The organism is Nocardia puris, assembly GCF_036051655.1.
GTDB classification, from domain to species: domain Bacteria; phylum Actinomycetota; class Actinomycetes; order Mycobacteriales; family Mycobacteriaceae; genus Nocardia; species Nocardia puris.
The window spans coordinates 4,971,799-4,997,874 of sequence record NZ_CP107943.1 but is presented as its reverse complement, the minus strand read 5'-3'; the positions used below and the strand labels follow the sequence as shown (position 1 = coordinate 4,997,874).

Annotated in this window: 26 protein-coding genes and 1 other RNA gene; 11 read left to right on the top strand and 16 right to left on the bottom strand. The window is 71.1% G+C overall.

The features are described from left to right. Window positions 1-8: 8 nt before the first annotated feature. On the bottom strand, window positions 9-527 hold the full coding sequence (locus OHB21_RS23140; RefSeq protein ID WP_067511353.1) for a TrmH family RNA methyltransferase: 519 nt from the start codon (window positions 525-527) through the stop codon (window positions 9-11). 145 nt (window positions 528-672) lie between these two features. Then, window positions 673-1,560 (bottom strand): alpha/beta hydrolase, encoded by an 888-nt coding sequence (locus tag OHB21_RS23135; RefSeq protein ID WP_067511354.1) that lies wholly within the window; start codon window positions 1,558-1,560, stop codon window positions 673-675. Between the two features lie 75 nt (window positions 1,561-1,635). On the opposite strand from OHB21_RS23135, the gene rnpB reads away from it, so the two are divergent. Beyond that, window positions 1,636-2,050, top strand: an RNA gene (rnpB, locus tag OHB21_RS23130) — RNase P RNA component class A. Window positions 2,051-2,261: 211 nt separating this feature from the next. Here rnpB and OHB21_RS23125 read toward each other — a convergent pair. Together OHB21_RS23125 and cobC are read right to left on the bottom strand one after the other, a co-directional pair. Then, window positions 2,262-3,383: a Nif3-like dinuclear metal center hexameric protein gene (locus OHB21_RS23125; RefSeq protein WP_195126052.1), complete on the bottom strand. Its 1,122-nt coding sequence runs from the start codon at window positions 3,381-3,383 to the stop codon at window positions 2,262-2,264. A 279-nt stretch (window positions 3,384-3,662) separates the two neighbouring features. Beyond that, the gene (gene cobC, locus OHB21_RS23120; protein ID WP_067511356.1) at window positions 3,663-4,700 is read right to left on the bottom strand and encodes an Rv2231c family pyridoxal phosphate-dependent protein CobC; all 1,038 of its coding nucleotides are present in this window, start codon (window positions 4,698-4,700) and stop codon (window positions 3,663-3,665) included. A gap of 103 nt (window positions 4,701-4,803) precedes the next feature. Here cobC and OHB21_RS23115 point away from each other — a divergent pair, with 103 nt between their 5' ends. The 4 genes from OHB21_RS23115 to sigJ all read left to right on the top strand — a co-directional run bounded on the left by OHB21_RS23115 (window position 4,804) and on the right by sigJ (window position 8,462). Continuing rightward, window positions 4,804-5,310 carry a low molecular weight protein-tyrosine-phosphatase gene (locus OHB21_RS23115; RefSeq protein WP_067511373.1) on the top strand — a complete coding sequence of 169 codons (507 nt, stop codon included), beginning with the start codon at window positions 4,804-4,806 and terminating at the stop codon, window positions 5,308-5,310. Beyond that, window positions 5,310-6,182 carry an SURF1 family cytochrome oxidase biogenesis protein gene (locus OHB21_RS23110; protein WP_067511357.1) on the top strand — a complete coding sequence of 291 codons (873 nt, stop codon included), beginning with the start codon at window positions 5,310-5,312 and terminating at the stop codon, window positions 6,180-6,182. The genes OHB21_RS23115 and OHB21_RS23110 overlap by 1 nt, the downstream gene beginning before the upstream one ends. A 221-nt stretch (window positions 6,183-6,403) precedes the next feature. Next, window positions 6,404-7,360, top strand: coding sequence for a cobalamin biosynthesis protein (locus OHB21_RS23105; RefSeq protein ID WP_195126053.1), 957 nt, complete (start codon window positions 6,404-6,406; stop codon window positions 7,358-7,360). 151 nt (window positions 7,361-7,511) lie between these two features. Further along, the gene (gene sigJ, locus OHB21_RS23100; protein ID WP_067514659.1) at window positions 7,512-8,462 is read left to right on the top strand and encodes an RNA polymerase sigma factor SigJ; all 951 of its coding nucleotides are present in this window, start codon (window positions 7,512-7,514) and stop codon (window positions 8,460-8,462) included. Here the strand turns inward: sigJ and ald are convergent. Continuing rightward, a complete protein-coding gene (gene ald, locus OHB21_RS23095; RefSeq protein ID WP_195126054.1) occupies window positions 8,441-9,556 on the bottom strand; it encodes an alanine dehydrogenase in 1,116 nt (371 codons plus the stop codon). The two genes, sigJ and ald, sit on opposite strands and share 22 nt — an antisense overlap. Before the next feature lie 196 nt (window positions 9,557-9,752). Here ald and OHB21_RS23090 point away from each other — a divergent pair, with 196 nt between their 5' ends. From OHB21_RS23090 to OHB21_RS23070, 5 genes are all read left to right on the top strand, one after another. Further along, entirely contained in the window at window positions 9,753-10,268 is a 516-nt protein-coding gene (locus tag OHB21_RS23090; RefSeq protein WP_067514657.1) for a gamma carbonic anhydrase family protein, read from the top strand. A 131-nt stretch (window positions 10,269-10,399) separates the two neighbouring features. Next, window positions 10,400-10,588, top strand: a complete 189-nt coding sequence (locus tag OHB21_RS23085) for a hypothetical protein (protein ID WP_067514655.1) — start codon at window positions 10,400-10,402, stop codon at window positions 10,586-10,588. Between the two features lie 40 nt (window positions 10,589-10,628). Next, window positions 10,629-11,513, top strand: coding sequence for a helix-turn-helix transcriptional regulator (locus OHB21_RS23080; protein WP_195126055.1), 885 nt, complete (start codon window positions 10,629-10,631; stop codon window positions 11,511-11,513). Window positions 11,514-11,670: 157 nt separating this feature from the next. Beyond that, the gene (locus tag OHB21_RS23075; RefSeq protein WP_067514651.1) at window positions 11,671-12,426 is read left to right on the top strand and encodes a nuclear transport factor 2 family protein; all 756 of its coding nucleotides are present in this window, start codon (window positions 11,671-11,673) and stop codon (window positions 12,424-12,426) included. 97 nt (window positions 12,427-12,523) lie between these two features. Then, a complete protein-coding gene (locus OHB21_RS23070) occupies window positions 12,524-13,147 on the top strand; it encodes a TetR/AcrR family transcriptional regulator (RefSeq protein WP_195126056.1) in 624 nt (207 codons plus the stop codon). A 205-nt stretch (window positions 13,148-13,352) separates the two neighbouring features. On the opposite strand, the gene OHB21_RS23065 is transcribed toward OHB21_RS23070, so the two are convergent. From OHB21_RS23065 to OHB21_RS23050, 4 genes are all read right to left on the bottom strand, one after another. Beyond that, window positions 13,353-15,323 (bottom strand): Eco57I restriction-modification methylase domain-containing protein, encoded by a 1,971-nt coding sequence (locus OHB21_RS23065; RefSeq protein WP_228791595.1) that lies wholly within the window; start codon window positions 15,321-15,323, stop codon window positions 13,353-13,355. 17 nt (window positions 15,324-15,340) lie between these two features. Then, window positions 15,341-16,729, bottom strand: a complete 1,389-nt coding sequence (locus OHB21_RS23060) for an acyltransferase family protein (protein WP_232331951.1) — start codon at window positions 16,727-16,729, stop codon at window positions 15,341-15,343. Window positions 16,730-16,821: 92 nt separating this feature from the next. Beyond that, window positions 16,822-17,736 carry an SGNH/GDSL hydrolase family protein gene (locus OHB21_RS23055; RefSeq protein ID WP_067514647.1) on the bottom strand — a complete coding sequence of 305 codons (915 nt, stop codon included), beginning with the start codon at window positions 17,734-17,736 and terminating at the stop codon, window positions 16,822-16,824. Window positions 17,737-17,741: 5 nt separating this feature from the next. Beyond that, window positions 17,742-18,110, bottom strand: a complete 369-nt coding sequence (locus tag OHB21_RS23050; protein ID WP_170160771.1) for a hypothetical protein — start codon at window positions 18,108-18,110, stop codon at window positions 17,742-17,744. Between the two features lie 260 nt (window positions 18,111-18,370). Here OHB21_RS23050 and OHB21_RS23045 point away from each other — a divergent pair, with 260 nt between their 5' ends. Beyond that, window positions 18,371-19,066 carry a nitroreductase gene (locus tag OHB21_RS23045; RefSeq protein ID WP_067513963.1) on the top strand — a complete coding sequence of 232 codons (696 nt, stop codon included), beginning with the start codon at window positions 18,371-18,373 and terminating at the stop codon, window positions 19,064-19,066. 418 nt (window positions 19,067-19,484) lie between these two features. Here the strand turns inward: OHB21_RS23045 and OHB21_RS23040 are convergent, their stop codons facing one another. The 7 genes from OHB21_RS23040 to OHB21_RS23010 form a co-directional block, all read right to left on the bottom strand. After that, the gene (locus OHB21_RS23040) at window positions 19,485-19,961 is read right to left on the bottom strand and encodes a winged helix-turn-helix transcriptional regulator (RefSeq protein WP_067513962.1); all 477 of its coding nucleotides are present in this window, start codon (window positions 19,959-19,961) and stop codon (window positions 19,485-19,487) included. Window positions 19,962-20,022: 61 nt separating this feature from the next. Further along, window positions 20,023-20,439: a hypothetical protein gene (locus OHB21_RS23035; protein WP_147265852.1), complete on the bottom strand. Its 417-nt coding sequence runs from the start codon at window positions 20,437-20,439 to the stop codon at window positions 20,023-20,025. A 37-nt stretch (window positions 20,440-20,476) separates the two neighbouring features. Continuing rightward, window positions 20,477-21,910 (bottom strand): acyl-CoA carboxylase subunit beta, encoded by a 1,434-nt coding sequence (locus tag OHB21_RS23030; RefSeq protein ID WP_067513968.1) that lies wholly within the window; start codon window positions 21,908-21,910, stop codon window positions 20,477-20,479. A 116-nt stretch (window positions 21,911-22,026) separates the two neighbouring features. Beyond that, a complete protein-coding gene (locus OHB21_RS23025; RefSeq protein WP_067513961.1) occupies window positions 22,027-23,277 on the bottom strand; it encodes a KasA/KasB family beta-ketoacyl-ACP synthase in 1,251 nt (416 codons plus the stop codon). A 9-nt stretch (window positions 23,278-23,286) separates the two neighbouring features. Beyond that, on the bottom strand, window positions 23,287-23,586 hold the full coding sequence (acpM, locus tag OHB21_RS23020; RefSeq protein ID WP_014982996.1) for a meromycolate extension acyl carrier protein AcpM: 300 nt from the start codon (window positions 23,584-23,586) through the stop codon (window positions 23,287-23,289). A 125-nt stretch (window positions 23,587-23,711) separates the two neighbouring features. After that, complete coding sequence (locus OHB21_RS23015; protein ID WP_067513960.1) at window positions 23,712-24,626, bottom strand: ACP S-malonyltransferase; 915 nt, start codon at window positions 24,624-24,626, stop codon at window positions 23,712-23,714. 128 nt (window positions 24,627-24,754) lie between these two features. Continuing rightward, on the bottom strand, window positions 24,755-26,056 hold the full coding sequence (locus tag OHB21_RS23010) for a PucR family transcriptional regulator (RefSeq protein WP_407675257.1): 1,302 nt from the start codon (window positions 26,054-26,056) through the stop codon (window positions 24,755-24,757). Window positions 26,057-26,076 lie beyond the last annotated feature (20 nt).

Below are 26,076 nucleotides of genomic sequence, written 5' to 3'. Positions count from 1 at the left end.
AGAACAATTCAACTCAGTCCCGCGAGCTTGTAGAGGACCAGGCTGCCCGCCACCGCCACGTTCAGGCTGTGCCCGGTGCCGACCATGGGGATCTCGACGGCGGTGTCGGTGAGTTCGAGCGCTTCCGGTGGGATGCCGTCGATTTCGTGGCCGAGCAGCATGACGGTGCGCCCGCGGGCGACGGGAAGGTCGGCGAGGCGGACGGATTCGTCGGTGAGTTCGACGCCGATGATCGCCGACCCGCTCGCGCGCTGCCGCGCCAGCCAGCGATCGGCGCGGCCGTGCACCCAGTGCACGCACTGGCGGTGGCGCAGAGTGTTGCCCTGGTTCAGCGCGTCGGGGATCCACGGATACCGCGGCACCGCCAAGCACGCACCCACGGCGTCGCACGTGCGCAGCAGCGTACCGAGATTCACGCCGTGCTTGGGCCACAGCGGTGCGGCGATGAGATGGTTCCAGCACCCGTGGGAACGCTGCCTGCGCTGCTTGCGCAGTTCCGGGCGGGTCCGCACCCGCGCGGCGGTCACGAACGAACGGGAATGCCCTTCCCTAGGGAGACAACAGCTTTCACGTCGACGATGCTTCGCGGCGCATCGGGGCCATCGACGGAGTCGAGAAACGAACTCCCTCAGGATACCCCGCGCGACCCACCGGCCGTGCGGGGCGCCCGACTCACGGACGCAGCACCGACACCAGGAATTCGGTCTGGTCGTACACCGCCTGTTCGAAGACGTCGTCGAAGTACACGTCGAAATGCCCCACCGGATACCGCTTCACGACCGCGTGCTTGGTGCGCTCGGCCGCCTTGAGCGTCGGCTTGGGCGGCGCCACCGAATCGTCGTCGGCCACGGCGTAGAACACCGGCATCTTCAGCGCTTTGGCGTAGCGGCCCGGTTTGTCGAACAGCACCGAGAACGCCGCGCGCGCGGACACTTTCGGCTCGTAGGTCTCGCTCTCCTCGGCCAGCCGTCCGTAACCCTCCGGTACGTCGGGTGCGCTCATCAGCGCCGCGGCGCGCTTGCGCCCGGCGATCCGCACCCGAACGGGCTTGCGCCGCAACGGTCCCACGAGCAGATCGGTGGCGGCGATGGTGGCCACCTTCACCACGCTGGTCGGCCCCTTCGCCCACGTCGAGGCCCAGCCGCTGGTGAACGGCACCTGCGCGACCACCGCGGCGATGTAGTCGTCCTCCGGCGCCACGGACAGCACGTGCCCGCCCCCGAAGGACGTGCCCCACAGCGCGATCCGCGTCTTGTCGAAACCGCGCAGGGTGCGGGCGTAGGCGATGGCGTTGCGCCAGTCCTCGCGCTGGCGGGCGATGTGCAGCAACTGCCGGGGGTCGCCCTGGCTGGCGCCGAAATGCCGGTAGTCGAACACCAGCACCCCCATTCCCGCCGCGGCGAACCGGCGTGCGTACCTGTCCAACCCCATTTCCCGCGTGCCCCCCAGACCGTGCCCCATGACCACCAGCGGCCGGGGCTTGGGGACGCCTGCGGGAGGGTACAGCCAGGCGGCGCACTGCTGGCCGCCGGAGGGAAAACTGACCTCGAGACGTTCCATGAGCCATTACCGTACTGGCGCGACCGGGCGCGTAGGGGACGGGGCGGTGCGCGGGGGTACGCTGGTGCGCGCGGATGAGTCGGTCGGGCGACCGCGGCGACGGGAACGGGCACGCTGTGCCGCTGCCCGGCGCCGAGGAAAGTCCGGGCTCCACAGAGCAGGGCGGTTGCTAACGGCAACCCGGGGTGACCCGCGGGACAGTGCCACAGAGAACAGACCGCCCACGGCCTTTCGGGGCCGTGCGGTGAGGGTGAAACGGTGCGGTAAGAGCGCACCAGCGCCCCGGGTGACCGGGGCGGCTAGGTAAACCCCGCCCGGAGCAAGGCCGAAGGCCGCACTCGCGAGAGTGCGGCTGCGCAGGTGTTCGAGGGCTGCTCGCCCGAGCCTGCGGGTGGGCCGCTCGAGGTACCCGGTGACGGTGTGCCCAGATGGATGGTCGCCACCCGGTGCGAACCGGGGACAGGACCCGGCTTACAGACCGGCTCATCCGCCTTCCGCTGTCGCGCTCGGCTTCCGGGCGCGACAGCGAGACGGCGATTCGGGCCCAGGTCCTCCTCGGAGGCTCGGGACAACCCACTTGGCACCGGCACGGATACCACGACGTCGACCGGGGGGACCGTTCCCCGCGGCCTCGTGGATTCGGACGATGACGAGAGCGTCCGCATACCACCGCGCTGGTAGTAGTTCCGGTTCCGCCTGGTTCAGCCCTCGGCACCCACCGTCCACGGGTCGGTTCGCAAGGTCGACACCCGGGTCTCCAGATCCGGGAGCGCCTCGCGCACAAACCCTTCCGCCTGGGCGCACCAGGGGAACTCGGTGGCCCAGTGCGCCGCGTCGACGAGGGCGGGACCGTTCTTGCGGAGGTGCTCGTCGGCCGGGTGGTGGCGCAGATCGGAGGTCACGTAGGCGTCGACGCCGCGGCGGATCACGGTGTTCAGGAACGAATCCCCCGCGCCGCCGCAGACCGCGACCCGCTGGATCACACGGTCCGGATCGCCCGCCGCGCGCACACCCCACACCGTCGGCGGGAGGGCGGCCGCGACGCGAGCGGTGAAGTCGCGCAAGGATTCCGGTTCGGGCAGGGTGCCGATGCGGCCGAGACCGAGGGCGGACGGCAGTTCGGCGCGCTCGGTGACGTGGTAGGCGGGCGATTCGTACGGGTGCGCCGCCCGCAGCGCCGCGAGCACGGCGGCGCGCCGGGAGGGCGGCGCGATCACCTCGACGCGATCCTCCTGTACCCGTTCGAGTTCCCCGATCGAGCCGATCGCCGGATCCGCTCCGGGCAGCGGCCGGAACTGGCCGATCGAATCCGCCCGCGACGCGCAGTCGCGGTAGTGCCCGGAACCGCCCGCGCCCGCCGCGAACAGCGCGTCGAGCACCGCGTCGGTGTGGGTGCGCGGCACCTGCACGACCCAGTTGTCCACGGGGCCTTCGGGTTTCGCTTCCAGCGGACCGGTGACGGTGAGTCCGAGCGCCGCGGCGAGCGCGTCGGAGACCCCGGGGTCGGCGGAGTCGGCGTTGGTGTGCGCGGTGAACAGGGCGCACCCGGAGCGGATGAGCCGGTGCAGCAGAGCGCCTTTCGGGGTGTCGGCGGCCACGGTGTCCACCCCGCGCAACAGCAGCGGATGGTGCACCACCAGCGCCTGCGCGCGCCAGTCGATCGCCTCCTCGACCACCTCGGCGGTCGCGTCCACGGCGAACAACACCCGCCGCACCTCGTCGCCCGGATCCCCGCACACCAGCCCCACCGAATCCCACGACTCCGCCAGCCGCGGCGGGTACGCCGCATCCAGTACCCCGATGAGCTCCGCCAGCGTCGCCACGCCGCACCCGCCTTCCCTCGTCACCGATCCGGCACACCACCGACCGCGCGGGGCGGACGGTCAGCCCACGATATCGGCGCGCACCGGGACGGGATCGGGGTGCTCGACGGAGACCGGCAGTAGCAACGCCATGCGCCGGCCTCGAGCACACAGAACACGGCGCCATCGGATCGTCGTGGACTCGATGATTCCGTGACCGCAACGCATCCGAGCCCGGCACAACCGGTCGACCCCGGCGGCCTCCCACACCACTAGTCCCCCGGGCGGTGCAGTTCGGCCCTAACCCGACCGCAGCACGGCCCCGAGCCCGGCACACAACCGGTCGACCGCCGCAGCGTCCCGCACCGCGACGCGGAGGTGGTCGACACTCAACCCCGGAAACGTATCGGCGCGGCGGACCGCGATCCCGTGCGCGGCCAGATGCGCGCGGACTGCGGGCCCGTCAGGGACGCGCAGCAGCAGGAACGGCCCGTGGGCGGGGGTGTGGACGTCCACGCCGAGGGCCGAAAGGCGCGCGACCATCGCCTCGCGCTCGACCGCGATCTCCTCGGCCAGGCGGTGCGACTCCGCGACCGCCGACGGTTCGGCGGTCGCGCGGAACGCCTCCAATTGGAGGGTGCCCAACGCCCAGTGGGGGCGGCCGTGGGCGAGGCGGGCGAGCAGGTCGGGGGTGCCGAGGAAGTACCCGCAGCGCAGGCCCGCGAGCGCCCACGTCTTCGTGAGACTCCGCAGCACCAGGAACCCGGGGTCCGCCGCGACGGATTCGCGTTCGCCGGGGACGGCGTCCATGAACGCCTCGTCCACCACCACGACGCGGCCGGGCCTGCGCAGCGCACGCAACGACGCCGCGGGGTGCAGTACCGAGGTCGGATTGGTGGGGTTGCCGACCACCACCAGGTCCGCGTCCTCGGGCACGGCGGCCGGGTCCAACACGTACGGCGGCTCGAGGAGCACGCGGGTGACCGGCACCCCCGCCTCCCGCAACGCCAGCTCGGGCTCGGTGAACGAGGGATGCACGACGGCGGCCAACCGGGGCGCGAGCTTCGGCAGCAGCGCGAAACCCTCCGCCGCGCCCGCCAGCAGCACCACGTCGTCCGGGTCGCGGCGATGGCGCTCGCCCACGGCCACCCGGGCGGCCAGCTCCTCGCCCGCGTCCGGGTAGCGCCCCAGGTCCGCGAGGCGGGCGGCGAGCCGCGCGCGCAACCAGTCCGGCGGCGCGCAACCCCGCACGTTGACGGCGAAATCGAGCATGCCAGGCCGCGCGTCCACGTCGCCGTGGTGGCGCAGCAGCGCGTGGTCGACTGTGTCGGAGGGCACGGCACCACACCCTACGTGGCGCGCGCGGGGGCGGACCGGCCAGAATGGCTGTCGTGGGTGAGCTGCGTGTGGTCGTCGCCGGGTCCGGGAAGCGGGAGTGCTGATGGAGCGAGCCCGTCTGTCCGTCGCGTTCATCTGCACCGGCAATATCTGCCGTTCGCCGATGGCGGAGAAGATGTTCGCGCACCACTTGGACGAGTCCGGCCTGGCCGACCTGGTCCGGGTGTCCAGCGCGGGCACGGGCTCCTGGCACGCGGGCGACGACGCCGACCCGCGCACCACCGCCACGCTGCGCCGCCACGGCTACCCGACCGGGCACGTCGCGGCCGCCATCGGCCCCGCGCACCGCGACGCCGACCTGCTGGTCGCGCTCGATCGCGGGCACGAACGCGAGCTGGCCCGCCTCGGCGTGCCGTCGGACCGCCGCCGGTTGCTGCGCAGCTTCGACCCTCGCGCCGACGGCCCCGACGTGCCGGACCCTTATTACGGGACGACCGCCGACTTCGAAGAGGTCCACGACCAGATCGCCGCCGCCATCCCCGGCCTGCTGGACTGGGTGCGCGCCGCGCTGGACCTCGACCCCCTGTCCGCCGCGGACGGGCGGCCGTGATGCGCCGCCTCACGTTCCTGCTGCGCCCGAGCTGGCTGATCCTGGCCGTGGTGGTGGCGGGGTTCGCCTATATGTGCTTCACGGTGCTCGCGCCGTGGCAGCTGGGCAAGAACACCGAGACCGAGCACCGCAACCAGCTGATCGCCGACTCGGTGCGCGCCGACCCGGTCGACGTGGTCTCGGTGCTCGACGACAGCGATCCCGAAGCGCACAACGAGTGGCGGCGGGTGAACGCGTCGGGCACGTTCGTGCCGGATTCGACGGTGCTGGTGCGGTTGCGGCATCTCAACGGCGCTCCCGGGTACGCCGTGCTCTCGGCGTTCCGGCTCGAGGACGGCCGGGAGCTGCTGGTGGATCGCGGACTCGTCGCGGGCGTGGAGGGCACCTCGAAACCGCCGCCGGTGGCCGAACCGCCGGCCGGTCCGCAGCGGATCGAAGGTCGTATCCGGGTGTCGGAAGGGGTGAGCCCGGATCGCGTGCCGCTCACCGAAGACGGCTTCCGCCAGGTGTATTCGATCGACACCGGTCAGGCCGCGCAGGTGATGGCGCTGTCGCTGACCCCGATCCCCACCGGTGAGCGCGGCGGCTACCTCCAACTGTCGGAAGGCCAGCCCGCCGCCTTCAGCCCCGTCCCGCTCCCCCAGCTCGACGCCGGACCGTACCTGTCGTATGGGTTGCAGTGGCTGGCGTTCGGCATCATGGCACCGCTCGGCCTGGGGTACTTCGTGTATGCCGAGATGCGGGAACGCCGCCGGGAGAAGGCGGGCCGCACCGAGGCGCCTGCCGCACCGAAGGCCACCGCGACCGAACCCGCCGAGCCCGCGCCGCCGACCACCGCATCCCGCCTGGCCGACCGCTACGGCCGCCGCTGAGGTCGGACACGGCTCGGTCTTCCGGGAGCTCCAGGGCGTCGACGAGCCGGCCGAGCAGGCGGTGCGCGTCGGCGTCGTGGGCGGCGATGCGGACGGCGAGTTCGCGGTGCGCGTCGCGGTCGACGTACTCCTTGTCGAGGCCGAGGCGTGCGACGGTCTCCCAGCCGATATCGGCGTAGCCGGCGCGCTGGCGCCACCGCCCCGCCCGCTACTCTCGCCGGGTGCACACGGGGATCTCGACCGCCGCCGGTCTGCTGCTCGGATTCGCGCTGGACCGGGCGTTCGGCGATCCGCGCCGATGGCATCCGGTCGCCGGTTTCGGCACGGCGGCGAGCGCGCTGGAGTCGACGACCTACGCCGACCGGCGCGCGGCGGGCGTGCTGCACGAGGTGATCGCGGTCGGCGCGGTCGCCGGGGTGGGCGCGGTGTTGCGGCGCGGCGGCGTGGTGACGACCGCGCTCGCGACCTGGACCGTGCTCGGCGGCACCAGCCTGGCCCGCGTCGGGCGCACCATGGCCGGGCACCTGGAGTCCGGCGAGGTCGAGGCGGCCCGCGCGTTGCTGCCCGCGCTGTGCGGGCGCGACCCCGCCGTCCTCGACGCCGACGGATTGGCCCGCGCCGCACTGGAATCCATCGCCGAGAACACCTCCGACGCGACCGTCGCCCCGCTGCTGTGGGGCGCGGCGGCGGGCGTGCCCGGCCTGCTCGGCTACCGCGCCGTGAACACCCTCGACGCCATGGTCGGCTACCGCAACGACCGGTACCTGCGCTTCGGCTGGGCCGCCGCCCGCACCGACGACGTCGCCAACTTGATCCCGGCCCGCGTCACCGGCGTGCTCACCGCCGTCCTCGCGCCGCTCGCCGGCGGCCGCCCCGCCGCCGCGCTGCGCGCCTGGCGCCGCGACGCCGCGCACCACCCCAGCCCCAACGCCGGCGTGGTCGAGGCCACCATGGCGGGCGCGCTCGGCATCCGCCTGGGCGGGCCCACCCGCTACCGCCACGGCACCGAACTGCGCCCCACCCTCGGCGACGGCCCCGCGCCCACGGTGCCCGACCTGCGCCGCGCGGTCCGCATGTCCGAGGCGGTCCAGGCGGCGTCGGTCGTTCTCGCCGCCGCCGTGGCGTACGCGATCCCCGTTGTCCTCCGGCGCCTCTCGCGCCGCGGGCGGGTCGGATAGGTCGGCATCGCCGTCGGCGCGTGCACGGAGACCAAGACGGCAGTGCCGCGGACCGGCCCGCCACGACGCCCGCCGGCCACCGAATGTCACACTCGCCGTCCGCGCGTCGTCTACCTCGCGTACCCAGTCGAGATCGGAAACGGTGGTCCCCATGAACTCCGAGAAAGCAGGCCCCCTCGACGCGGCCGAGTTGGCGCGCCGCTTCGAGGAGCACCGCCCCTACCTGCGCAGGCTCGCCTACAGCACGCTGGGCAGCCTGTCCGACGCCGACGACGTGGTGCAGGAGGCGTGGCTGCGGTTGCAGCGACAGCACGAAGCCGGCGCGGTCGAGGGCATCGAGAATCTGCGGGCCTGGCTGAGCACCGTCACGGGGCGGCTCGCGCTGGATCACCTCGGGTCGGCGCGGGCGCGGCGCGAGCAGTACGTCGGGGAGTGGCTGCCGGAGCCGGAGATCACCACCTCCGACGATCCCGCCGATCGCGTCACGCAGGACGAGCGCGTCACCACCGCGCTGCTGGTGGTGCTCGAATCCCTTTCCCCCGCCGAGCGCACCGCGTTCGTGCTCCAGGACGTGTTCGGCATGAGCGGTCCCGAGGTGGCGCAGGTGGTGGGCCGCACGCCGGCCGCCGTGCGCCAACTCGCCTCGCGTGCCCGCAAACGCGTGGAGGACGGCACTCCGCGCTTCCCCGCCTCACCCGCCGAACACGAGCGGGTGGTGTCGGCGTTCTCGCGGGCCTGGCGTTCGGGCGATCTGGACACCCTGCTCGGCGTGCTCGACGAGAACGTCGGCCTCACCGCCGACGGCGGTGGCAAGGTGCCCGCCGTCCGCAAGCCGGTGCACGGCGCGGAGATCGTGGCCAAGCTGCTGCTCGGCTGGTACCACGCGCCGTCGGCGCAGGGCGCGTGGAGCCGCTCGGTGCTGGTCAACGGCGAAGCCGGGTTGGTGGTGTTCGACGGCACCCACGTCGGCGTGTTCTCGTTCACCGTCGACGCGGGCCGCATCGTCGCCATCAACGTGGTGCGCAACCCGGACAAGCTGCGCGACCTGCCTACCGAGGGCGGACAGCCCTGGTTCCTCGATCAGGACGCGCCGGAGGCCTGAGCGGCCACCGGATAGCCGTGGGCGGCGGCGACCTCCCTGGACAGGAGTTCGCCGGCGTCGGCGGTGAGCCCGCGCGCCAGGTCGGGGTGGGTGACGCACGCCGCCTGCCAGCCCTGGTCGGCGATCGCGCGCACGTACGGCAGGGTGGCGTTGGTGAGCGCCACCGTCGCCGTGTGCGGGACGGCGCCCGGCATGTTCGCGACGCAGTAATACAGCGAATCCGCCACGCGGTAGGTCGGATTCGCGTGCGTCGTCGGCCGCGATCCCTCGAAGCATCCGCCCTGATCGATGGCGATGTCGACCAGCACCGAGCCCGGCCGCATCCCGGCCACCATCTCCTCGGTGACCAGTTTCGGCGCCCGCGCGCCGGGCACCAGCACCGATCCGATGACGAGATCCGCGCCGAGCACAGCCTTCTCCACCTCGGCGGCGTTGGACGACACCGTGGTGATCCGGCTGTGGAAGCGGGCGTCGAGTTCCCGCAGCCGCACCGGATTGGTGTCGAGCACCGTCACCCGCGCGCCCATGCCCGACGCCACCGACGCGGCGCTGCTGCCCACGACGCCGCCGCCGATCACCACCACCTCGGCGGGCCGCACCCCCGGCACCCCGCCGAGCAGCACGCCCGACCCGCCGAGCGGCGCCATCAGGTGGTAAGCGCCCACCTGGGGCGCGAGCTTGCCCGCGACCTCGCTCATCGGCGCGAGCAACGGCAGCGATCCGTCGGCGGCGCGCACCGTCTCGTAGGCGATGGCGGTGATTCCCGACGACAGGATGGCGTCGGTGCACTCCTTCGACGCCGCCAAGTGCAGATAGGTGAACAGCACCTGGTCGCGGCGCATCCGCGAATACTCCGGCGCGATGGGCTCTTTCACCTTCAACACCAAATCGGCCGTGCCCCACACCACGTCCGCGTCCGGGGCAAGTTCCGCCCCGGACGCGGCGTAGGCGCCGTCGCCGAAACCCGACCCGACGCCCGCCGCCGACTCGACCACCACTGCGTGGCCGTGGCGCACCAGTTCCCCGGCCCCCGCCGGGGTGAGCGCCACCCGAAACTCCTGCTCTTTGACCTCCCGTGGTACTCCGATCCTCATACCGCCATCGTCGCCCACCCACTCGCGCTTGGCCACGACGGCGCGCGGGCGCCGCACCCCGGGAGCTGCGGCACCCCGGGGCCATCGCTTCCGCGCCACTTCGACTCCGTCGCGCGGCGTACGTGAAACGGCCCCGGCCGTTCGACGCACGCGGGCCGCGCGGTGCCGGTTCGGCTCCGCCGGTTAGGTTGCCCCCATGAGGATTGAGATCAGTGGCTTCGCGCCGGAGGTCGACGAGAGCGCGTGGCTGGCGCCGAACGCCACCGTGATCGGGCGCGTGCGCCTCGCGGGCGAGGTGAGCGTGTGGTACGGCGCCGTGCTGCGCGGCGATCTGGAGCAGATCAGCGTCGGAGCGCGCACCAACATCCAGGACGGATGCGTCCTGCACGCCGACCCCGGCTTCCCCCTCACCGTCGGCAGCGGGGTGTCGGTGGGGCACAACGCGATCCTGCACGGCTGCACCGTCGGCGACGATGTGCTGGTCGGCATGGGCGCCACCGTGCTCAACGGCGCGGTGATCGGCGCGGGCAGCCTGATCGCGGCGAACGCGCTGATCCCGGAGGGCGCGCAGATCCCGCCCGGTTCCCTCGTCGCCGGCGTGCCCGGCAAGGTGCGGCGCGAACTGAGCGAGGCCGAGCGCGACGGCATCCGCCTCAACGGCGCGGTCTACCTGCACAACACGGCGAACCACCGGACCGCCAAGCAGGTGTGATACATCGCACACTGATCAAGTGTCCAACAGGAACGGCTGATAACATTTTGCCTGCATGCCCGCAGTTTCGCGGCCGCCGAAACCGGCCGCGCGACCGCGCGCATGATGCGTGACAGGCAGGAGGTATCACGGTGGCGTACGGGGAGAACAAGGGTATGCACCGGCCGAAGGGGCGGATCAGTGTGGCCGATATCGCGGCCCAACCGGGTGGAATAGAGGCGCTCCAGCGCCGCGTCCACGAATTACGTTCGCGGGGCGTCGATTTCGCCGCCAACGCGATCGAGAAGGAAATGGCGGACCTGGATCTGCCGCAGACGTAGGGAATCCACCGGCCGACGGGCGGTAGCATCACGGGTCGTCATGGCCGACACGCGAAAGGCCCGCCCGCCCGGCGTCATCGACGTCGGTTTCGCCGCGCCGCCGGGACGGCCGCGCGGCGTCGAGGTGATCACCCTGCGCGAGTTGCGCGAACGCGCGCACCCGCGGCAGCTGTCGGCACCGCAGCGCCTGAGCTTTCACCTGCTCGTCGCCGTGTCCGAGGGCGCCGTGGCGCACGTGGTCGACTTCGAGACGCACCGCCTGGTGCCGGGCACCTGGTTGTGGGTGCGTCCCGAACAGGTGCACCAGTGGGGCGACGTGTCCGCCGCCGAGGGTGTCGCGGTGCTGTTCGAACCGGAATTCCCCGACCCGGCAACGGTTTCGGCCGCCGAACTCGACGATCGGTTCGCCGCCGCCCTGTTCCGGCCCGAACCCGCCGAGCACACGCTGCTGCGCACCACGGCGCCCCTGCTCGCCTCCTCCGCCGCCGCGCCCGGTCCGCTGCCCGGCGACGCGCACGCCATGGCGTTGCGCGGCCTGCTGGCCGCGTTGCTGCTGCGCCTGCGGTTCGCCGCCCCCACACGGGCCGAGGGGGAACCGAACGACACCTTCCGCCGATTCCGCGACGCCGTCGAAGCCGGCTTCCGGCACTCCCATCGCGTGGCCGACTACGCCCACCGGCTCGGCTATTCGCCGCGCACGCTCAGTCGCGCCACCGCCGCGGCGACGGGCGTCTCGGCGAAGGAATTCATCGACCGGCGCGTGCTCCTGGAAGCCAAGCGCGTGCTCGCCCACACCGACCGCACCAGCGCCCAGGTGGCGACCGCGCTCGGATTCGACAGCCCCACCAACTTCACGAAGTTCTTCCGGCACCGGACGGGCCGCACGCCGATCGCGTTCCGCGCGTCGCTGCGCGAGCCGACGTGACGGCTGTCCGTTTTTCACCATCGGGCGACCTCGGGACACCTCGCCACCGACGCTCTCGATTCCTAATCTGAACAGGTATATCCGGTTCTTTCACGCGATCGGATCGATCCCGGGTAGCGACCTACCCGACACAGAAGAACCCTCGAGAGGAACTCGCATGACCCCCTTGGAAATCGTCGATACCGCGCTGACCGAGTTGTTCGGGGATCGCGATCCCGCGGCCGTGGACCGCTGGGTCGCCCCGGACTACCGCCAGCACAGCAGCCTGGCCGCGGACGGCCCGGATGCCTTGCGCACCCTGGTGGCGGGCCTGCCCGCGGACTTCCGCTACGAACGGGCGCGCATCCTCGCCGACGGCGACCTGGTCGCCGTGCACGGCACCTGGTACGGGTTCGGGCCGGTGCCGCTGGTCGGGTTCGACCTGTTCCGCGTCGCCGACGGCAAGCTCGCCGAGCACTGGGACGCGTTGACGCCCTTGGTGACTCCGACCGTCTCCGGCCGTTCGCAGACCGACGGCCCCACCGAGGTCACCGACCGGGCCGCGACCGAAGCCAATCGCGCGCTGGTCGCCGACTTCGCCGACAAGGTCTTCGTCGGCGCGGACTACAGCGTGCTCACCGACTACATCTCCACCGAACAGTACGACCAGCACAATCCCGAAGCGGCCGACGGGCTCGACGGTTTCGCCGCGGCGACCGCCGGGTGGGCGAGCCAGGGGAAGAACCTCGTCTACAAGCAGGTGCACCGGATCGTGGCCGACGGTGCGTTCGTCCTGGTGCAGTCCGAGGGTGAATTCGGCGTTCCCGCGGCGTATTACGACCTCTTCCGCGTCGCGGACGGCAAGATCGTCGAGCACTGGGACGTGATCGCCCCGATCCCCGGAGACCTCCCGCACGGCAATGGGATGTTCTGAGGACGTGCTGGGGCGCCGGTGAAATAATGAGCGTTCGACACCCGCACCGTCGCGGACGCCCTCCGGCGCGGGCCCCGCGCGAACGACTGGAGACCCGATGCCCACCGTCTCGTCCATGCTCCAGCGCATCCTGGACAAACCGGTCACCGACGGCGAGAAACTCCTGGAAAGCGCCCTGTCGGCCTTCCTGGACTTCGGGATCAAGCGCACCAGCATGGGCGAGATCTCGCGCCGCGCCGGCATCAGCCCGGCTACCCTCTACCGGCGCTACGAATCCAAGAACGACCTGGTGGAGGCCGTGAGCCTGCGGGAGGCGCAGCGGTTCGTCGCCGAGATCGACCTGCGGGTGCGCACCGTCGACGGGGCCGAGGACCAGCTGGTCGAGATCTTCGTCGCGTTCATCACCTCGATGGCCACCAACGCGCTGCTGAGCAGGCTGCTGCGCACCGAACCCGACCTCATCCTGCCCCGGCTCACCACCGAGGGCGGGCCCATCCTCGCCGTCGGCCGCGCCTACCTGGCCGACAAACTGCGCGAGCTGCGGCCCGGCGACACCGACTTCGACCCCGACCTGGTCGCCGAGATCATGGCGCGCTTGGCCCTGTCCCTGGCCTTGACCCCGGACGGGTTGATCCCGCTGGGCGATCCGGAGGCGGGGCGGGAGTTCGCCCGGCGGACATTGCTGCCGATGGTGGGGGTGCGCGCGGGGGTGCAGGCGTAGGAAGTTCGGCCGGCTCGGACGCGCCTCCCGCAGGCTGACGAGCTTGTGCGACCGATCGCCCGCGCCGGTTTCGCACGTGTACGCCGCGGGGTGGGATCGAGTCTGATTGCCGCCACCGTACCGGCACCGCCGGCATCTCGCGGAGCGGCAAACCCTCGAGCGGCGCGTGACTTGTCGGCCGAAAAGAACCTGGTCGCGCTGCGCCTCAGTGGACAGGCGCGGGCGGCAGTCCGAAGGCGGCCGAGACCAAGGTGTCGAGATGGGCACGCGTATCGGCGTCCGGGGTGCGGGGGCCGTCGGTGAGTTCGGCTCCGAGAGCGGCGATTTCGGCGCCGAGGGGCGTGGTGGGGTCGGGCAGCGGAAGGCGGGCGACGTACTGGGTGATCCAGCGGCGGCGGCCCGAGTAGAGGCGGTTGCCGCAGACGGTGTCGTAGAAACGCAGGCCGAGTGCGGAATTGGCGACCGCGATCAAGAGGTGGGCGAGGTGGTCGGGATCCGGTGTGGCGAGGGCGAGATCGGCGAAGGAGATCCAGTAGCAGTCGCCGTTGACCACCGCGCCCGAGCGGTCCAGCGCGAACCGTGGGCGGTCGCTGATGTCGGGGAACACGACCTTCGGCACCCGCCACAGGTTGGGGCGCTGGGGAACCCAGATCTCGAACCATTCGCGGCCGCTGCCGGTGAGGTACTCGCGTGCCGCCAAAGTGCTCTCGTTCTTGCGCAGATAGGCTGCGGCCCTCGGGAATTCGCGCAAGTCGATCGGCACCCGCCTGGCCGAGTTGGTGTCGTAGGGGTAGAGCACACGCGTGTCGGTGGCGCGCGTGATCCGCCACGGGGACAGGTCGCGATGGGTCAGCAGTGCGAGCAGCAGCTCCGGTTCCGGTCGCGGCCGCACCCGTGCCCACCCATCGGAGATGAACACGCGATCGGCGGTCGTCTTGATACCCACCCGAATTCGCCCCACCTCCCCGAAGGTTCGCCACGTCGACGCCGCCACCCGCGCCAACCACGCGTCCACACTGGGACTCGACATCCGCCACGATGAATATGCCTCGCCCCCTTGGCTGTTCACGGCATCACCGGCGCGGGCGTCCACACTCGCGATCCGCGAGATCCTGCCCGACGTGGTCGCACCGGCGCGGGCGCCCGCCGAACCGGTCGGCGGCTTCTGCCGACTCGACCGAGCGCCATGCGAGGCTTCGCGGGTGGCATCGAGCGTGTCCGCTGCGCCCGGTACGTTCGGCGAATTCGGCTCGTGTGCCAGAACTTCGGCGCGAACGCGTCCCGGCGATGGTTCGCCGTTCCCCCCGGTCCCCCGCCTCGGCGGCGTTCTCGTGTGCGCCCGTTTTGTGGCGCCCGTCGACAAGGTCCCGACTTCGATCGCGAACGTGCGCCCGTCGTGGCGGACGAGGCGGTCCTCGTCGCCGAGGAGCGCTTCGAAAAGGTCTGATCCGTCGTGCTTCTCGTCAGAGGGGGTTTCGTAGGCCGAGACGTGACGGCAGGGTCCGGCGGCCGGGGCGCGGGTGGCGATGGTGACGGCCGGTAGGACGGCGGCGGTGAAGAGTTTGGTGTCGCCCAAGTCGTAAAGCTCCACCGGCGACAACTCCGTGAGCAGGATCGAGCGGATGTTCGCTCCCGCCTTGGTGGTGAGAAACCGGTTGGCGCACAACAACCCCAGCGCGCCGCCCGGACCGAGCAGCCGGGGCGCGACCGCGACGAACGGGTGCGTGAGATCGATGCGCCCGCGCAACCCGAACCGCTTGCTCAACAGCTGAGCGGTGGCACCGCCCAGCTGCTGGGTCCGCACGTACGGCGGGTTGGTGATGATCACGTCGAACGAACCCGGCGCGAGATCGTCGGCGTCGGTGAGGAAATCCCCTGCGCGCCACTCGGCCTCGACGCCGAGCCGTTCCGCGCGCGCGGCCGCCTCGGCCAGACCGGACTCGTCCAGGTCGTAGCCGACGAGTTCGAGTCGCGCGCCCGGCCGCCGCGCCGCCACCTCCCGGTGCACGGCGAGCAGCAGCTCCCCGTCACCGCAGGCCGGGTCGAGCACCCGCAGCGTCGCGCCGCGCGCGGCGTGGGTGAGCACCCGTTGCGCGAGGAAACGCGCCAGCGCGGGCGGCGTGTAGTGCCGCCCGTGCCGTTTGCGCTCCCGCGCCGTATCGGCCCGCGCACCCATGGGAGGATTCTGCCCCGTCAGTGCACCGCGGACGGGCTGATACGCGTTTGTGGCGCGCGCGTCGCCCGCCGACCGGCGAAGCGGCGCATGAGGGGCGCGTCCACCCAGTGGTAGACCGCCGCCGCGGCCAGCGTCGAGAGCACCAGGCACAGCGCGGCGATCCCGGCCCACCCCAGCGGGCCGAATTGCCTGCCGCCCACCACCAGCCTGGTCACCAGCACCATCACCGGGAACTGCATGAGATAGAAGGCGAACGAGATATTGCCGAACCACACCATGCGCGGCGAGGAGTTGAGCCCGCGCACGCCCGCGAGGTCGCGCGCGGCCAGCGTCGCGATCACCGCCGTCATCGGAGCCAGCAACAGCGCCGACATCTTGTAGTTCACCGGCACCACCCACGTCGCGGCGTAGGCGGCGACCAGCGCCAGCATCGGCGGGGCGAGCCGGGTGTTGCGCCACCGCCCTTCCAGCACCAGCCGCGCCGCCAGCACACCGAGGAAGAATTCGGGCAACCGCGAGAGCGGGAAGATGTAGCTGAGCCAGTACGACGGCGACACCGGGATATCGGGTTGCGCGAACCACGCGGGCGAGGCGTGCAGCGTGAAGAACGGCGAGTCGTCACCCGGAACCAGCCGCGGCGCAAAGGCATTCGCGATGCCCTTGGGTCCGGGCACCCACAGGTAGTAGGCGGTGTGGAGCGCGACAATCGCGAGCAGCAGCACCCCCGTCACGAGCAGCACGCGCTCCGGCCGCACCCGGCGCACGAGCGGCAGCAGCAGCGGAAAGCTCAGGTAGAACAGGATTTCCGCGCCCAGCGACCACGCGGGCACGTTGAGCCCGCCGACCGTCGACCACTTCGGCACCCAGGTGTGCACCAGCGCCAGATTCGGCACCCACACCACCGCCCGCGACAGCGGCACGCTCGCCACCACGATGAACGCGAGCGCCGCGACGAGATGTGTCGGATAGATCTTCAGCACCCGCCGCCAGTAGAACCACCGCACCGAACCGCCCGGCCGGAACGACCAGTAGATGATGAACCCCGACAGCACGAAGAAGAACGTCACCCCGGCCGCCCCGAGCTGCATCGGCATCACCTGGTGCACCTGCCGGAACAGCTCGGACTTCTGGAACGGGTAGACCGGCAGAAACACCAAGGCGTGCAACACGAACACCGCGAACGCCGCCCACCACCGGGCACCCGTGAGCGAGGGCAGCGCGGGCCGGGTGCGGTCGATCTCCTCTTGGGCGGCCATACCCCCGGCCGAATCCGGGAGCACGCCGACCCCGGACGCACCGAGCCCGGGCGGGCCGACCCCGGGGCAGACCTCGGGCGAGCTAGCCCCGGGCGCGCCGACCTCAGCCGCCCCCACCACGGACTCGCCCGCCACGGACGTGCCAGCCACGGACGCGCCCGCTTCAGCCGCGCCGACCACGGGCGGGCATACCTTGGGCGAGCCAACCCCGGATACACCGACACGCACGTCCGGCGAGGTCGTCATCGCCCGAACCGCTCGAACAGGCCGCGGGCGATCACCGCGTCACCGTGCGCCGACGGGTGGAACGGGAGTCCGGCGAAATCCGCGCGCGGGTCGAGGATTCCGTTCAACCACGGCTGGTCCGAGCACAATCCGTGACCGGCCGTGAGCGCCCGGCTGTCGAAGAACTCGATGCCGAGCAGCGCGGCCGCCTCCCGCTGCGCGGCGTCGATGCGGTCCACGTACTCCACCACGGCGCGCCCGCGCGGCTGCACGTACCGGCCGACGCCCAGCACGTTCACGCACGCCTGGTCCTGACCGGACGGGAACAGCTCCGGATAGCCGACGAGCACGATGCGGGCATTCGGCGCGTAGTAGCGCAGGTACTCGACCGCGCCGCTCATCCGCTCGGCGAACCGCGCGCCGGACACCCCGCGATAGTCGGTGATGCGCCCCTGCTCGGCGGCCTCGGGCCCGCAGCCCTCGGCGAGGTTGAATACGCACGGCAGCAACGAGGTCCACAGCGTGGTCTGGGTGGCGCCCCACTCGTCGTTGAGGCCGAACTGCAGGGCGATGACGCGGGTTCGGGGACCGAACGCCCCGAGTTCGTCCGCGACCAGCGCCTCGTGCACCAGGGTGTAGCCGGGGCCGGTGTCCAGCGACGCACCGGAGCAGGACGCGTCGACGAAGTCGCCGGTGCCCGCCACGCCCATCAGCTGACTCAACTGCGTGGGCCAGGAGCTGGGTCCGCGCAGGCACTCCTCGTCGTCGGCGTCCCAGCGAAAACCGTTGGCGGTGAACGAATCACCGAGCACCACCAGCGCCTTGCCCGCGGCGGGCGCGGCCGTGGCTGGCGCCGGTCCGCCGACCACGAGGGTCAGCGCGAGCACCGCGGCGCCGAGGACGCGGCGGGAGAACGTTCCGAGCACGGGCACCGCCGTCAGTATCCGGCGCGGGGCTCGAAGCCCGGCGCGGTCAAGGTGGGCGCGGGCTGCTGCGGAGCCGGTTGCTGCGCGGGCGCGGGCTGCGGGGCCTGCTGCACCGGAGCCGGCGCGGGCGCGGCGGGTGCGGGTTCCGCCGCCGGAGCGGGCGCGGGTTGTTCCGGCGCGGGCGCGGGCTCTTCCGGCGACGGCGAGGCGGGCGACGGCTCCGAACTCTCGGTGGCAGCCGGGCTTTCGGCGGTGGGCGCCTCGGTGACCACCGTCGTGGTGGGCGCCTGGTCGCCCCGATCCTCGGATTCGCCCCCGCAGCCGACCGCACCGAACAGGATGACACCGCACGACATCGCGGTGACGAGGCAACGCTTCATAGCTGGTTCCGTTCTCACAATCAGGAGCACACTCGTTTCACTCCAGCCGGAGAGTACAAGTCACGCGGGCGCGAGCACGGCGGATTGACCGAAACTGCCGCCCCACCCACGGCCCCCAATTCCGGCGTCTGGTCAAGAGGCGCGGCACCGCCCCCGAATCCGGGCGATCATGGCCCAATCCCGGTCGACGGTTCCAAAAGGGGACCATCACGGGCTAGCATTCAGTCTCGAAATAGAACCGAATTGAAGGAGGCGGGTTCATGAGCCCGACCGAAGTGCGCACCGACGCGTTCGCCACCCTCGCGCAGACCCTCGACGAGCGCTGGACCTGCCGCCAGTTCCGCCCCGAACCGGTGCCGAGGCAGACCATCGAGGACCTGCTGCGCGTCGCCCAGCGCACTCCCTCGTGGTGCAACACCCAACCGTGGCAGCTCGCGGTCACCGAGGGCGCGGCCACCGAACGCTTCCGGGCGGCACTGCTCGAGCACGTCCGAACTGCCGCTCCCGCAACGGATTTCGCGTTCCCCGCCCGCTACGACGGCATCTACCGGGACCGCAGGCGCGAGTGCGGTTTCCAGCTCTACGACAGCGTCGGCGTCGTCAAAGGCGACCACGAGGGCACCACCCGCCAGGCCCTGCGCAACTTCGAACTCTTCGACGCCCCGCACGTCGCGATCGTCACCACCGAGGCCGATCTCGGCGTCTACGGCGCCGTCGACTGCGGCCTCTACATCGGCACCTTCCTACTGGCCGCCCAGACCCTCGGCCTCGGCGCGGCGCCGCAAGCCGCCCTCGCCTCCTACGCGCCCTTCCTGCGCGAGCACTTCGCCTTCCCCGACAACCGCCGCGTCGTCGCCGCCATCTCCTTCGGCTACCCCGACACCGACCACCCGGTCAACGGATTCCGCACCCGCCGCGCCGACCTGACCGAAGCCGTCACCTGGTTCGGAGAGTGAACTGGGCCGGTGCGCGAGCCGATCGACGCCGCGGTCGCCACGCACACCGGCGTTCGCCCCGAGGTGGACAGCGACGCACAGCATCGGCAACCCGGACTCTCGGCGATCGAGCCGTTGCATGGAATCGCGACCGCGCGCCGCCGACAGCCGATCGGCAAAGGCTCCACACAGCGGGAGACGGCGTGTGCCTGCCCGGACGGCGTGAATTCGGCGCGCGGAGTAGCGGCACTCGAGCGGGAGGGCGCCGGATGCTCGGGTGACTACACAGGTCGCCCAGCTCGATCGGCAATCCGGACCTGACCGGCACGCGATCCCGCGCACGCCGCGTTCGCCCACCATCTCGCACCATAGGCACTGTGCCCCAACCGATTCCACGCCCCGACCACGCAATCTCGCACCGCGTTTCACGTGCCGGACGTCAACCCACGCGACGATCCACCCCGGGCGCGCCCGCCAACCCCGGTCCCGGCTCCGGCGTGACGTCGCGCGCCGTGAGTTCGGTTCCGCATTCGTCGCACTCCAGCCGGACGTGCGCCTCACCGGTGCAGTCGCGGTGGGTGTAGCGCACGGGCGGGCCGTCGGGCGCCATGTAGGTGTCGCCCCAGTCGCGGATGGCGAGGAGGATCGGGTAGATGTCGTGGCCCTTCTGAGTGAGCCGGTACTCCTCGTGGGCGCCCACCGCCGCCTTCTGCTTCACCAGGATGCCGTGCTCGATGAGGCGGTCCAGGCGATCCTGGAGCCGACCGCGGGAGATGCCGAGCGCGCTCTGGAACGCGTTGAAGCGACGGATGCCGGAGAAGGCGTACTTGAGGATGACCAGGGTCCAGCGGTCCCCGAGGATCACCAGCGGCCGTGTGATCGAACACGGTTCCTCGGCCAGTTCCTCGTAGCGCACTCCCCGATGCTACCCAGCCGGCGGGCGCGCGCCCACGGTCTCGCCGGATCCGGGCGCCCGGTCAGCGCCGGTGGATGTAGTAGTCGAACGAGCCGTCCTCGGGATCGGCGTGCAGCGGCCACTCCTCGGTCTCCACCGCGCGCCGCCACCGCAGGGGCCGTCGCGCATCGCACTCGGCCAGCAACATCGCGTCCGTCAGTGAGACACCGCGGCCGAGCACCTGTTCCTCCACCCCGCAGAACTCGCAGCCGTGCACCTTCTTGACCTCGAACGAAGAGCCAACGCCTTCGGCGTCTTGCTTGGCATCTAGTGCCGTCGCAACAGGTGACGGCCCCTGGTCACCGACGTGCCGACAGCGTTCGTGACTCGCGGAGCCGACGCCTGCGGCGTATTGCTCGGCAGCCGGTGCCGCCGCAACAAGTGACGGCCTCTGGTCGCCGAGGTGACCAGGGTGTTCGTGATCGGCGGAAGCCAACACCGTCGATGTCCCCGGGAGGCAACTCACCGGTCTCACATCACAGCGGGATGTTCTTGTGGTGGCTCTTGCGCGCGGGTGCCGCGGCCAGGGCGGCGGCGATGGTGCTGCGGGTCTTGGCCGGGTCGATGACCTCGTCCACCACCCCGATCGCGAGGGCGCGCTCGACGCCGCCCGCGATCTTCTCGTGCTCGGCGGTGAGCCGTTCGTGCAGCGCTTCGCGCTCCTCCTCGGGGGCGGCCGCGAGGGCCTTCTTGTGGAGGATGCCGACCGCGGCCTTGGCGCCCATCACGGCGACCTCGGAACCGGGCCAGGCGTACACGGCGGTGGCGCCGAGCGCGCGGGCGTTCATCGCGATGTAGGCGCCGCCGTAGATCTTGCGGGTCACCAGCGTGACACGCGGGACGCGGGCCTCGGCGAAGGCGTGCAGCAGCTTCGCGCCGCGGCGCACCACGCCCTCCCACTCCTGGCTGACGCCGGGCAGGTAGCCGGGGACGTCGGTCACCACGATCAGCGGGATGCCGAACGCGTCGCACAGGCGCACGAAACGCGCGGCCTTCTCGGCGCTTTCGGAGTTGAGGCAACCGCCCAGGCGCAGCGGGTTGTTCGCCAGCACGCCGACGGTGCGACCGCCGAGGCGGCCCAGACCCACCACCATGCTGCGGGCGTACCCGGCCTGGAGTTCCTCGAAGGACGACTCGCCGTCCACGTTGTCGAGCAGTTCGTGCACCAGCGGCTTCACGTCGTAGGCGCGCCTCGCCGACTCGGGCAGCATGGCCTTGAGGTCGACATCGCCGTGCGCGGCGGCGGCCAGGTCGAATTCGCCCTGTTCGGCGAACATCGAGACCAGGCGGCGGGCACGGTGCAGGGCGTCGGCCTCGTCGTCGGCGACGATGTGGCACACACCGGACTTCTTGCCGTGGGTGTCGGGGCCGCCGAGGGTGGCCATGTCCACCTGCTCGCCGGTCACGCTGCGCACCACGTCGGGGCCGGTGACGAAGACGCGGCCCTCGGGGGCCATGATCACGATGTCGGTCAGCGCCGGACCGTAGGCGGCGCCACCCGCGGCGAAGCCGAGCACCACCGAAATCTGCGGGACCAGGCCGGACGCGCGGACCATGGCCTCGAAGACCAGGCCGACCGCGTGCAGGGCCTCGACGCCCTCGGCGAGCCGGGCGCCGCCCGAATGCCAGAGGCCGACGACGGGAATGCCGGAGTCGATGGCGGTGTCGATCGCGTCGACGATGTGCTTGCACCCCTCTACGCCCATCGCGCCGCCCATGACGGTCGCGTCGGAGCAGTAGGCCACGGTGCGCACACCGTCGACCTCGCCGATCGCGGCCAGCACACCGGACTTGTCGCGCGGGTGCAGCGGCAGGACGGTGCCGGGATCGAAGAAGCGCTGGAGCCGGCCGAGCGGATCGCGCGGGTCGGTGGCGGTGTCAGTCTGAAACGCGGGTGCCAGGATCGTCATCGCGTTCACTCCTCAGAAGAGATCTGCGTGCCGCTACTGCGGCTGCGTATGTCGAATCACCGGTGGGGCCGTGTATCCGGCCCCACCGGGAATCCGTTGTGCAGTCAGTCGTGCGGCTATGCGCGACCGAAGGCGAGCGCGACATTGTGCCCACCGAAACCGAAGGAGTTGTTGATCGCGTACTCGATCTCCTGGCGGCGGGCTTCGCCCTTCACCACGTCGAGGTCGATCTCCGGGTCCTGGTTGTCCAGGTTCAGCGTCGGCGGGACAATGCCGTCCCGGATGCTGAGGATCGTCAGCACCGACTCGAGGGCGCCGACGGCGCCGATCGAGTGGCCCAGTGCCGACTTGGGCGCGTAGACCGACGGGTGGTTGCCGACGGCCTTGTTGATCGCGTTCGCCTCCGCGGTATCACCGATCGGGGTGGCGGTGGCGTGCGCGTTGATGTGGGTGATGTCCTGCTTGGACAGCCCGGCGGTCTGCATCGCGCGGGTCATCGCGCGAGCGGCCCCGGTGCCCTCGGGATCCGGCGCCACCAGGTGGAAGCCGTCCGAGGTGATGCCTGCGCCGAGCAGGCGGGCGTGGATGGTGGCACCGCGCGCCTTCGCGTGCTCCTCGGTCTCGATCACCATCAGCGCACCGGCCTCACCGAAGACGAAGCCGTCACGGTCCTTGTCGAACGGACGCGAGGCGCCCTTCGGGTCGTCGTTGCGGGTGCTCATCGCGCGCATCATGGAGAACGCCGCGATCGGCACCGAATCGATGAACCCTTCGACACCACCGGTGACCATGATGTCCGCGTCGCCCATCACGATCATCCGCCACGCGTTCGCGATGGCTTCCGATCCGGACGAGCACGCCGAGACCGGAGTGACCACTCCCGCCCTGGCCTTCAGCTCGAGCCCGACACAGGCCGACGGGCCGTTCGGCATGACCATCTGAACAGCGAGCGGCGAGATCTTGCGGTAGCCGCCGTTCTTCAGCTTGTCGACCGAGTCGATCAGCGCGTCGCCGCCGCCGAGACCGGTGCCGATGGCCACGCCCAGACGGTCGTGGTCGACCTCGGGGCTGCCCGCGTTCTTCCACACCTCGCGACCGAGGACGGTCGCCAGGCGCTCGACGTAGGCCATGCGGCGGATCTCGACCCTGCTGAGCAGGGTATCGGGGTTGACCTTCAGGTGGCCGCCGATGCGGACCGGGAGGTCGTATTCCTCGACGAAGGAATCCTCGAGAACGTCGATGCCGCTCTCGCCGTTGAGGAGTCCCTTCCACGTCGCATCGACGTCGCCGGCGATCGACGTGGTCGCCGCCAGGCTCGTCACGACGACGTTGGGGAAGTTCCCGTTCAAGGTGGAAGGAGTGGTCACTGGTCGGCCCTACTCGGCGTCGAACTTGGCCTTGAGCTCCGCGGCCGCGTCAGCGTTCTCGGCCTCGAGCTTCTGGATGTAGGCGACAGCGTCGCCGACCGTCTTCAAGCTGGCCAGATCCTCGTCGGGGATCTTCACACCGTACTTGTCCTCGGTCTGCACAGCGATCTCGACCATGGACAGCGAGTCGATGTCCAGGTCATCGACGAAGGACTTCTCGATCGTCACCTCGGAGGGCTCGATACCCGTGACCTCTTCGATGATCTTGCCGAGTTCCTCGACGATTTGTTCCTGGGTCAGAGCGGCCACTTGGTGGCTCCCTTCTTGTTCCTTTTGGTAGGGCTCTTCTTGTTTTTCGGGCCGAAGCCGCCGGTAGTTACCGTCGGTTCGGTCACGACCTCGCATTTATCGCGATGCGGGGCCGCGGAGGAAAGCTAGCCGGACGCGGTGAGCTCGGCCAACGCGGGGAGGTCTTCCGGGGTCTTCAGGGCCAGCGTGGGCGTGCCCTTCAGTTCCCTCTTGGCGATACCGACCAGCGTTCCGGCCGGTGGCAGCTCCGCCACCGCCGAGACACCGGCCTGCCGGACGGTCTCCGTGCACAGATCCCACCGCACCGGCCGGGTGACCTGTGCGGCGAGCTTCTCGATCGCGTCGCGGCCCGAGGCGACCGGCTGACCGTCGAAGTTCGACAGCAGCGTGCGCACCGGATCGTTCGGCGTGATCTGGGCGATCGCCTCGGCGACCGCGTCCTGGGCCGGAGCCATGAACGCGGTGTGGAAGGCGCCCGCCACCGGCAGGGCCCGGACCCGCGCCTTCTCGGGCGGGTTCGCGGCCAGTTCGGCCAGCGCGTCCAGCTTGCCCGCGGCCACGATCTGGCCGACCGCGTTGCGGTTGGCCGGGACGAGGTCGAGTTCGGCCAGGCGCGCCAGCACGGCGGCTTCGTCGCCACCGAGCACCGCGGACATACCGGTCGGCTCGAGCGCGCACGCCTTGGCCATCTCCGCACCGCGGATGGCGGCCAGGGTGACCGCCTCGTCGGCGCTGATGACGCCGGCGACGGCGGCGGCGGCGAACTCGCCGACCGAATGTCCGGCGACGATGGTAGCGGCAGGAAGCGCGTCCTGGTCGACTTCCGCGAACGCCAGCAGCGCGGCGGCCACGACGAGCGGCTGGGTCACCGAGGTGTCGACGATCTCCTCCGCCGTCGCGGTCGTGCCGAGGCGGACGAGATCCAGACCGGACGACTTCGACCAGAGCGCGAGCCGGTCGGCGGCGCCGGGGAGGTCGAGCCAAGGCCCGAGCATGCCGGGAGTCTGAGAGCCCTGTCCAGGGGCGAACAACGCGATCACGCCTCTAAGACAACACTGTGAGCCCCGCCGCACGAGATGTCGGCGCGAATGAAGCTTCCGGACCGCTTTTGTGGGGGTCCCACAAAATCCCACGTGGGTTGTCCGGATCGACCGACTCCCCGGATGCGTTACAGCCCTTCTCCGCCGAGTGAAAGGTGAGTTGCCTCTGGGGTGGGTGTTGACGATTCGTTACGTGTTCGTGTCAAACGACCCACTGTGGCTGCGATCCGGAGTACGTAGGCGTCCCGCGGATTCATCGGATCGCGGCCCGTGATCTCGGCGATCCGTTTGAGTCGGTAGCGAACGGTATTTGGATGGACGTACAGCTGACGGGCGCACGTCTCGACCGCTCCGCCGCAATCCAGGTAGGCATCGAGGGTGTCCGCCAGCGCCGATCCCGCCGCGGCCAACGGGAGGACAAGATACTCGTTCAACGCGTCGACCGCAGCTCTATCCCCCAGCAAGGCGCGTTCGGGCAGAAGTTCGGCCGCGTGCACCGGCCGGGGCGCGCCCCGCCAGCCCACCACGGCCTCCATACCGGCCAGCGCCTCCACCGCGCTGGCGTGCGCCGCGCCCAGCGTGCGGGTGGTGGGGCCGATCACGACCGGGCCGTCGGAGAACACCTCCGCCAGCAGATCCGCCATGAACGGCGACACGTGACTCGCCTCGCCCAGGTGACCGCTCACCACCATCACCAACCGCGCGCCCTGCACCACGGCCAGCGCCGCGCGACCGTGCCGCCCGGCGATGGTGTGCACCGCGCCCACCGACGAGACGCCCTGCTCCCCCGGCGGTGTGCCGACGAGCACGGTGGCGGGCGCGGTGGCGTCCCAGTTCAAGGTGGCCGCCCGGGAGAGCATGTCCGGGCCGGTGTCGCCGCGCACCACGGCGTCCACCACCAGGGCTTCCAGGCGGGTGTCCCACGCGCCGCGGGATTCGGCGGCGCTGGCGTACACCGAGGCGGCGGCGAACCCGAGCTCACGCCCGTAGCGCAGCACCGCCTCGGTGAGCGCGACCAGCTGCCGGTCGTTGCGTGCCAGCGCGGGCAGCCACTGTTCGAAGAACTCCATGGCGACGCGCACCATGTCGACGGTCTGGCGCAGCGTCAGCCGCCGCGCCAGATCCTGCGGAATCACTTGGAAGGCGTCCAGGCTGAACCGGATATCGCTGTCGGGGTCCTGGAGCCATTCGAGGAAGTTCACCACCGCGGTCTGCACCAGCATCTGCACGCCCGCGCGCTGCGCGGCGTCCAGATCGGCGAAGAACGGCAACCGGTCCTGCATCGACCCGACCGCCTCGGTGGACAGCCGTCCCGAGAACTGCTTCACACGCTTGAGCAGCGTGTCCGGAAGCGGATCACGGGTCTGCCGATTGGGGGAGAGCGCGCCCGTCGGCAGATACACCTCGTGCTCGGAGGAGCCTTCGGAGATCCGACGCGGCCGCGGCGGTT